We start from the raw sequence: 8,618 nt of genomic DNA, 5'->3' as shown, positions 1-8,618 counted from the left end.
GCCTGGTCATCGACGGTCACGGACTCGGTCACGGTGTCAGTCACTTGATGTCTCTTCCATGATCATCAATTACACCGGTGAGCGTACAGACCCGAAGACGTAACGGAGTCCTATTAGAAGCCGTATCTCTATCGATCATGAGGACGGTTCTGATCGAACAGGGCCCCTGGTCGGGTGATCTTGACCGGGTGGATGCATGAGAGCAGGGCCCCTTGGTAGCTCGGGGTTGCGACACCATCTCAAGCACCAGGAGGCCCTGTTGTCCCAGTTTTACGTGCCGGTCCCCGTCCCGTCCAGCTCCCGCGTGTCGCTGTGCGATTGCCTCGCGCACCGGTTCGGGAACGCGGCCGACCGCCCGGACCGAGTGCGCTCACCCTGCCCTACCGTCTACCCGGCGTGAGTCCGTTCTCGTAGGCGATGATCGCCAGGTGGACGCGGTCCCGGGCCTTGAGCTTGGCAAACAGGCGTGCGACATGGGTCTTCGCCGTCGCCACGCTGATCACCAACCGCTCGGCTATCTCACCGTTCGACAGTCCCTGTCCGACCAGTGCCAGCACCTCGCGCTCCCGGTCGGTGATCCCCGCGATGAGACTTGAGTCCGCGGCGGGCTCGGTGTCCGGTGCGGGGGCCGCAGGGGTGGCGGAGGTTCCGGCGAAGTCGGCGATCAGCCGTCGGGTGACGCTCGGCGCGATCAACGCGTCGCCGGCCGCCACCACGCGGATCGCGTCCAGGATCGCGTCCAGGGCCATGCTCTTGAGCAGGAATCCGCTGGCGCCGGCGCGCAGAGCGCCGTAGACGTACTCGTCGTCGTCGAAGGTCGTCAGCACCAGCACCTTGGGCGGGTCCGGCTCGGCGGTCGCCTGCCGGGTCGCCTCGATCCCGTCCATGCCCGGCATCCGGATGTCCATCACCACGACGTCCGGCCGCAGCTCACGCACCAGGCGCACCGCCTCGCGGCCGTCGCCGGCCTCGCCGACCACCTCCAGGTCGTCGGTGTCGCCGATCAGGATCCCGAGCCCGACCAGCATCAGCGGCTGGTCATCGACCAGCAGTACCCGCACGCTCATGCCGGGAGCCTCGCCGTCACCCGGAATCCGCCCTCCGGACGCCGGCCCGCGCTGAACTGGCCGGACAGCAACGTCACCCGCTCGCGCATGCCGAGCAGGCCGAAGCCGCTCCCGCCGGCCGCCGCCGAGTGCCTGGGACGGCCAGGCCCGCCGAGACCGTCGTCCCCGTCGTCCGCCACCTCGATCGTCACTCCTTCCGGCTCGTATCCGACCGCGACCCGGCACGTGGCCGCCCCGGAATGCCGCACCACGTTCGTCAGCGACTCCTGGATGATCCGGAACGCCGACAGCTCGATCTCCGGCGGCAGCAGACGCCGCTCGCCCCGCCAGGCCACGTGGACCCGCACCCCGGCATCGGCCGTGCGTTCGGCGAGCCGCGGGATATCGGCCAGGCTGCCGGCCGGCGCCAGCGGAGCGGCCTGCGGCATGGCGTCGTCCGGCTCGGCGCGGCGGAGCGCCCCGAGCATGCGCTGCAGCTCCAGCAGCGTCTGGCGGCTGGTGGACTCAATGCCGGTCAACGCCTGCCGCGTCTGCTCGGGCTTGGTGTCCACGACCCGCGCCGCCGCTCCCGACAGCACCGTGATGATCCCGATGCTGTGCGCGACGCTGTCGTGCAGTTCGCGGGCGATCCGCAGCCGCTCGGTGACGACGGCGCGGGCCGCCCTCTGCTCGTGCAAGGCTCCGAGGTATTCACGGCGTTTGCGATACACCCCTCCGAAGACCCACGCGACCGCGAACCACAACGCGAACTGCCCGGCCCACTGGGCCGCGTCGCCGACGGTCTCCCCGGGGTAGACGTGGATGTTCTCGACGAACGCGGCCGCGACGGCCGCGACGGAGCCGACGGCGGCAGCCTTCGGCCGCCGGACGGCAAGGTGCCCGCCCAAGACGACGAGCAGAACGAACACGATCGAGGGCCGCACGCCGAAGATGTCGCCGAGGACCGATTCGCCCAGGATCACCGCGAAGACCGCCACCGGCAGACGGCGCATCAGCAGAACCGGAAGAGCGAGCACGACACACAGACCCATCATCTGGAAGGACCCGAGGCCGGGAAACCGGAACAGGCCGGGACCACGACGGATCGACCAGCAGAGCATCAGCGCGTAGAAGCAGGCGGTGGCCAGCACCACGGCCCGGTCCGTCAGCCAGGTCACGCGCTTCGATGTCGAGAGACGCTGGAGAAGCTCTTCCATACGGAGATCGTATTCAGCGGCGTCAGCTCCACGCGTCGCCCCGGGGATGTACGCGGGGTACACTCCCGGGCCGCCGGCCTGGGGAACGATGACACCCACCGGCCGACGCGACGGAGGAGCTGCGGAACCTAGCGTCGATCCCATGAAACGCAATCGCCGTATCAGCGCTGCCGCGGTGCTGGCGCTCGCCGCCCTCGTCACCGGAACCGGCGCCGGGTTCGCCGCCACGACCACACCGTCGGCCACACCGGTGGCCACGCACGCGTTCGACACCGCACCGGCCACGGCCACGGCCACCGCGCCCACACGGTCCTTCCAAGGCACCCTCCCCGCGCCGACCGGCCCCTACGCCGCCGGCGAGGACGTCATCCACCTCACCGACACGAGCCGTCCCGACCCGTGGGTGCCATCATCCGGCCCCCGCCAACTGACCGTCACGATGGTCTACCCGGCCGTCCCCGGGACCGGGACTCCGGCCCCTTACATGACCCTCGCCGAGGCAGCCGGAATCCTCCAGCGCCAGAAGCTGCCGGCGAACTCTGGCATCACCCCGCAGAACCTTTCCAGCGTCACCACCCACGCCTTCCACGGCGCGCGGCCGCAGAGCGGCAAGCATCCGCTGGTGGTCCTCTCACCCGCGTACGAGAACCCGCGCATGACGCTCACCTCGCTCGCGACCGACCTGGCCAGTCACGGCTACGTCGTCGCGCTCGTCGGCCACACCCACGAGGACAACGGCGAGACGCTGGCGAACGGCCAGACGCCACCGTGCGCGATCTGCGATGACCCGGCACTCGACTTCGACTCCGTCGCCACCAGCCGCGCGCGGGACGTGTCCTTCGTGATCGACCAGTTGACGCACGGCAATACCGCGTGGCGCCTGGCGCACCTCATCGACAAGCACGAGATCGGCATGGCCGGACACTCCCTCGGCGGAGCGGCGGCCGCCGCCACGATGATCGCCGACCCGCGAGTACGGGCCGGAGTGAACATGGACGGCTCCTTCCACCCGGCCCCGATGCCCGGCCAGATCAACCGGCCGTTCCTCATGCTGGGTGCGCCCCCCTCCGACCACCCGGCCGACACCACGTGGGAGCAGGCCTGGGCCGCCCTCGGCGGCTACAAGAAGTGGCTGACGGTCACCGACGCCGACCACTTCAGCTTCAGCGACCTGGACCTGCTTCACCAGGAGGCCGGGTTCCCGACGCCGCCCCTCTCCCCGGAACGCGGGGTGGTGATCACCCGCGAGTACGTGACAGCGTTCTTCGACCAGACGCTGAAGGGGATCCACAGTCCGCTGCTGGACGGCCCCTCGCCGAACAATCCGGAAGTACTCTTCCAGCACTAGTGTGATGCGCCAGAAATGGCGACTCTAAGAAGCCGTATCTCTGTCGATCATGAGGACGGTTCTGATCGAACAGGCCCCTGGTCGGATGATCTTGACCGGGTGGATGCATGAGAGCAGGGTCCTTTGGTAGCTCGGGGTTGCGACACCATCTCAAGCACCAGGAGGCCCTGGTGTCCCAGTTTTACGTGCCGGTTCCCGTCCCGTCCAGCTCCCGCGTGTCGCTGTGCGATTGCCTCGCGCACCGGTTCGGGAACGCGGCCGACCGCCCGGACCGAGTGCGGTGCTATCCGTCGGACATGACGGATGAGGAGTGGGTGGTGGTGCGGGACGCGCTGCCGGTGCCGGCCTGGCTGGAGGGCCGGGGCGGGCAGCCGGAGGGCTACTGCCACCGGCAGATCCTGGACGCGATCTTCTACGTCACCGACAACGGGATCAAGTGGCGGTCCCTGCCCGTCGATTACCCGGCATGGGACCGTGTGTATGCCTACTTTCGCAGGTGGCGGCGAGCGGGCCTGGCCCGCGAGTTCCACGACCGGCTGCGCGCGCGGACTCGTGAGGCCGAGGGCCGTCAGGCGGAACCGACGGCAGCGATCATCGACTCGCAGTCGGTCAAGGGCGCCTCCTCGGTGCCCGCCGCCTCACGCGGCTACGACGGCGGCGAGAAGATCAACGGAAGGCGCCGGCACATCATCACGGACAGCATCGGCCTCGTCTTGATGGTGCTGGTGACGGCCGCGAACGTGACCGACCGCCAGGCCGCCCGCGTGATGCTGCCCGTCCTGCGCACGAGGTTCCGGAAGATCACCCTGGTGTGGGCCGACGGCGGCTACACCGGCCGCCTCGTCACTTGGGCGAAGGAGAAACTCCAGCTCACCCTGGAGATCGTCAAACGCAGCGACGACACGAAAGGGTTCGTGGTGCTGCCGAGGCGGTGGTGCGTGGAGCGCACGCTGGGGTGGCTGATGCGCTCGCGGCGCCTGGTGCGGGACTTCGAGACACTGCCCGCTTCCAGCGAGGCGTTCATCTACTTCTCGCAGGCCATGCTCATGAGCCGGCGCCTCGCCCGCCGGGCCTCCCGGCCACAGCAGGAGCAGGCGCGTTGGGCTGCCGCGGCGTGAACCGGCCCGACGGCGCCCCGGTCAGCCAGCCCCGCCCCGCCAGGCGCTTCGCCTTCGAGCGCACGCCCTCGATCTTCGCGGGCACCAGCTCCAACTCCAGCCGGGCCGCGATCTGTTTCGCCGACAGCCCCTCCCCGTCGCCCGGCTCGGACTCCACCAGCTCCACGATCCTGCGGTAATCCGGCGCGAGCGCCCCAGCCGTCATCCCCTCCCTGAAGTGCGGCACGATCGACCCCGCGACCGGGACCTTCACCGCTTTGACCTCCTGCACCGGCTCCGGCGCCTCCCGCACGGCCGCAGCCGCCGCATCACCGGGGACAGCCAGGGCCTCCGCCAGCTCCCCCCCCGGGCGATCACCCGGCGCTCCAACACCGCCTCGGCCACCCCGAGTTCGGCCAGGACCCGGTCCGCCTCCGCCTGAAGCTCCTCCACCCGCATCCGGGCAGCCGTCTCCCGCTCCTCCAGCAACCCCATCACCGATGGCACCGGTCATCTCCGCATCGTCGAGCACGAACTGAACGCCCGAACCCTCCCGCAACGACACCGGAACCATGCCTGAACAGCGGAAACTCAACGCTCACATCCGGAAAGACAACGGCTTCTTATGGAGCTGCCACCAGGCCAGGTTTGGGGTACCGCCGAGGGTGTGTTGGAGGTGGCCGGCGAGGAAGGTGAGGGTGCGCTGGGCTTGCTGAACGCTCCAGCGTGTGGGGTGGCGTGGGTGGGGGCGGTACGCGGCGGGAATGAAGGCAGCGAATAGGTGTGTGTCGATGTCCTGGCGGGTGTGAAAGCGGGCTCGGTCGAGGACGGTCGAGGAGTTCGTTGGGATCGGGTAGTTCGATGATCTGTTCGTCAGGGCGGGGGTTGTAGATGGTGCGGGCCAGGAACAGGCCGAGTGCGGTGCTCAGCGCCTCGGAGGTCGGGGCGTGGGTGCCGAGCGAATCGGTGACCCGTCGCCAGCGGGCTGCGGGCTGCGGCCTGGCTGGCGGGGCCTCCGGCGTCGCGCTCCAGATAAGCGGCCGCTTTCTCGGGATCCAGAGGCAAAAGGCGGATGCCTGCGGCTCCATTGAGGAGCACAGTGGTTCCCGATGGCGCGGTCAGGGCGCTGCGGTACTCAGCGGCGCGGCTGGAGAGCACCAGCGGCTGCCCTGCCGGTAGTGCCTGGTTAATGGCGTGCAGGGCCCGGGCGCGCACGGCTTGGGGGAGTTCGTCCAGGCCGTCGAGGATAGGCAGGATCAGCCGCTGCTCAAGCAGGGCATGTGCCTGGGTGCCGGTGCCGGGCTGCGCGGGATCGGCGGGGACGAGGGCGCGCAGGGCGGAGTGTTCCTGCGCGAGTTCGTCGGCCATCCACGTGTAAAAGTCCCGCCGGGCCGGGTCCCACGAGGCCCAGGGGAAACAGGACCGGAACGGGGCCGCCGGGCGCGCGGTGTTCGAGAAGCGCCGTCACCCCAGCGCAACGGCTGATCGTCGCCCTGTCCGCCGTCCACGCCGCCCGCGTCACGGCCATCCGACGCCTCACCTTGGACAACCTCGACCTGCCCAACCGCCGGATCACCATCGCCGGACATGCCCAACGGCTTGGCGAACTGCCGTACCAGACCCTGCTGGCCTGGCTCGACCAGCGTCGCGCCACCTGGCCGAAGAATCCCAACCGGCACGTATTAATCAACGCGAAGACCGCCCTGGGAACCGGGCCCGTCAGTGCCGAGTACCTCAAGCGGTACCTGCTGCACCAGGGCATCTACCTCGAACACATCCGCGGCGACCGGGTCCTGCACGAGGCACTGACCGTCGGCGCCGACCCACTGCACCTCGCCCTGGTCTTCAACCTGTCCCACACCACCGCAAGCCGCTACGCCGCCACCGCCCAGAACCTGCTCGACGACCGGATCGGGCAGGCCGCCGACATTGAATGAAGGTCCCGATCCCCGTGGAAGCTCGTGATCGTTTCTGAATGCCGACCAGATGTGCGGATACTGCATCGCCCTGGAGAGTTGCCCTCGTCGGCTCCAACCAGCCGACTGCGGCCTGTCAGTGCGCCACGAGGTGCTGTTGTTTCGGACGGAGGTGGAAGACCACCGTCGCCTCGCCGTCGTAGCGGCGAGGTGAAGCTGGAGGCAGCCTGAACCGGGGAGCGCCGGGGAGGGCGAGAGCAGCCTCGACAAAGTCGGGTCGGCCCAGCACTGCCCGGCCGCCACCGGATGGCCGGCACCGATTGGATGTAGACCAGCAAAAAGGACGAGCCGACGAGGGAGCGGCTGGAGAAGCTCTACGAGATCGCGCGGGGGAGCTGACCGGGATCTTCTGGAACCTCCCTGGGAGGGTCTGCATCTCTCTGTGCGGTGGGGCAGGAGCGGTGACACGGGGTCCCGCCGGGATGTCTTCACCAGGGGGAAGTCTCATGGCACGGCGGACACTGGTGGTCTCCGCTCTCGGCCTGGTGGTGCTGCTGGGTGCCGCTGCCTGTGGCAAGGACCACAACACGGCCGCCCAGCCGTCCAAGGGCTCTTCGGACGCTCATCCCGCCGCGTGCGGATCGTCCCAGCTGAGCTGGAAGATGACCCTTCTGCCGGGCAAGCCGCACAATACGCCGACGGCGATGCTCAGCGCCGCGCACAAGGGATCGAGTCCCTGCGCCTTCGACGGTTACCCGGGGCTCGAATTCTGGGTCGGCAAGGGACCGTCGGCCGACGCGAGGCCGAAGAAGTCCGCGCCGGTCCATCTGGTGCTGAAGCCGGGCCACAGCATCGAGTTCCCGGTCTTCTACGACGCGATTGGCTCGCCGTCCGAGAGCTGCGACATCTTGGCGGAAAACGACCCTCGCATCTCCGTGACGCCACCGCACCGCGCCGCGCACGACTACGGCTCCCCCGTGCAGCTGACCGACACGCAGGGGCACCATGTGCGGGCGCAGGTGTGCGGCCCCGACGACCCGCTGTTGGGCGCGCCCCAACTGCATTGAGCGCCACTGGTTTAGCGGGGTGCACGCGCGCTTCCGGCGTGCGATCATGGCGGCTGCGACCGCTGACCACGGTCGGTTGACAGCCGCCGCATGGCGGCACGGGGGGAATTACCCGGGGGTTCTGTGGTGCGCTGTGAGCGCGGCGCAGGACGTCGGCGGAAGATCACACTTCGGACTCCGTAGCAGCGGTGCGCCCGCTGCTCTGCGGTAGTGGCATGTCCTTGGGGTCCTCGTGTCGCCGTTCGGCCTGCCTCGGTTGGAGAACCTGAATGGCTCGATACACGAATACGTCTCGGGGCTGTCGTGGCGCTGAGTGCCGCGCTGCTGCTGGGCAACGCCGCCGTGGCACAGGCCGACACCGCGCCCCCCGTACCCGGCACCCCCACGCCGACCGCGTCGGGGCTCCCACAGAGCACCAGCCCTGCTCCGAAGCTGCCGGCCACGCCCGCACTCTCGGCCAGCCCTTCGGCCGACCCGCCGACTGCGGACACGCAGGTGCCGCCCCCCCCCAACGCCAACTGGACGGCCGAGGCCGCCATCAGCTTCTGGACTCCCGAGCGCATGGCCTCGGCCACCGACCCCTCGGGCCGTACCACCGCCCCGCCGGAGGGCTTGGCGGCGGCGAGGCAGCGGCGCTCCACCACCGGGCTGACCGCCGCGCACTTCAAGGGCATCAAGACCGTCGGCACGATCTTCAGCACCGACAAGGGCCTGCAGGGCCACCGCTGTTCGGCCAGCGTTGTGCGCAGCGGGGGGGGCACAACCTCATCCTCACCGCCGGGCACTGTGTCGGCTCGAAGTCCATGTTCGTACCCATGTACGACCACACCAAGACGGCGGCGCAGCAGCAGTACGGGGTCTGGGCGGTCGATGAGTGGTTCCGTGACAAGCAGTATGCCTCGGACCTGAGCAAGAACTCCGATCTGG

The 8,618-nt window shown here is 69.2% G+C and carries 8 protein-coding genes; 5 read left to right on the top strand and 3 right to left on the bottom strand.

Translation table 11 applies throughout. From position 1 onward, the window contains the following. Window positions 1–380: 380 nt before the first annotated feature. Together AB0L75_RS43550 and AB0L75_RS43545 are read right to left on the bottom strand one after the other, a co-directional pair. Entirely contained in the window at window positions 381–1,067 is a 687-nt protein-coding gene (locus AB0L75_RS43550) for a response regulator transcription factor (protein WP_365191846.1), read from the bottom strand. Further along, on the bottom strand, window positions 1,064–2,263 hold the full coding sequence (locus AB0L75_RS43545) for a histidine kinase (RefSeq protein ID WP_365191845.1): 1,200 nt from the start codon (window positions 2,261–2,263) through the stop codon (window positions 1,064–1,066). Before AB0L75_RS43545 ends, AB0L75_RS43550 begins: the two co-directional genes overlap by 4 nt. Before the next feature lie 142 nt (window positions 2,264–2,405). On the opposite strand from AB0L75_RS43545, the gene AB0L75_RS43540 reads away from it, so the two are divergent. The 3 genes from AB0L75_RS43540 (at window position 2,406) to AB0L75_RS43530 (ending at window position 4,908) form a co-directional block, all read left to right on the top strand. Then, on the top strand, window positions 2,406–3,611 hold the full coding sequence (locus tag AB0L75_RS43540; RefSeq protein ID WP_365191844.1) for an alpha/beta hydrolase: 1,206 nt from the start codon (window positions 2,406–2,408) through the stop codon (window positions 3,609–3,611). Between the two features lie 296 nt (window positions 3,612–3,907). Further along, the gene (locus AB0L75_RS43535) at window positions 3,908–4,729 is read left to right on the top strand and encodes an IS5 family transposase (RefSeq protein WP_365191843.1); all 822 of its coding nucleotides are present in this window, start codon (window positions 3,908–3,910) and stop codon (window positions 4,727–4,729) included. Next, window positions 4,726–4,908 (top strand): hypothetical protein, encoded by a 183-nt coding sequence (locus tag AB0L75_RS43530; protein WP_365191842.1) that lies wholly within the window; start codon window positions 4,726–4,728, stop codon window positions 4,906–4,908. The genes AB0L75_RS43535 and AB0L75_RS43530 overlap by 4 nt, the downstream gene beginning before the upstream one ends. Before the next feature lie 673 nt (window positions 4,909–5,581). On the opposite strand, the gene AB0L75_RS43525 is transcribed toward AB0L75_RS43530, so the two are convergent. Continuing rightward, window positions 5,582–6,076 carry a hypothetical protein gene (locus AB0L75_RS43525; RefSeq protein ID WP_365191841.1) on the bottom strand — a complete coding sequence of 165 codons (495 nt, stop codon included), beginning with the start codon at window positions 6,074–6,076 and terminating at the stop codon, window positions 5,582–5,584. 173 nt (window positions 6,077–6,249) lie between these two features. Between AB0L75_RS43525 and AB0L75_RS43520 the strand changes: the two genes are divergently transcribed. Both AB0L75_RS43520 and AB0L75_RS43515 read left to right on the top strand, forming a co-directional pair. After that, window positions 6,250–6,645: a hypothetical protein gene (locus tag AB0L75_RS43520; RefSeq protein WP_365191840.1), complete on the top strand. Its 396-nt coding sequence runs from the start codon at window positions 6,250–6,252 to the stop codon at window positions 6,643–6,645. A 485-nt stretch (window positions 6,646–7,130) separates the two neighbouring features. Continuing rightward, window positions 7,131–7,691 (top strand): DUF4232 domain-containing protein, encoded by a 561-nt coding sequence (locus tag AB0L75_RS43515; protein ID WP_365191839.1) that lies wholly within the window; start codon window positions 7,131–7,133, stop codon window positions 7,689–7,691. Window positions 7,692–8,618: the final 927 nt, after the last annotated feature.

The sequence above is a fragment of the Streptomyces sp. NPDC052101 genome, from assembly GCF_040680235.1.
Lineage (GTDB): Bacteria > Actinomycetota > Actinomycetes > Streptomycetales > Streptomycetaceae > Streptomyces.
The sequence above is the reverse complement of the archived record's forward strand: the minus strand, read 5'-3'. Positions and strand labels throughout refer to the sequence as shown.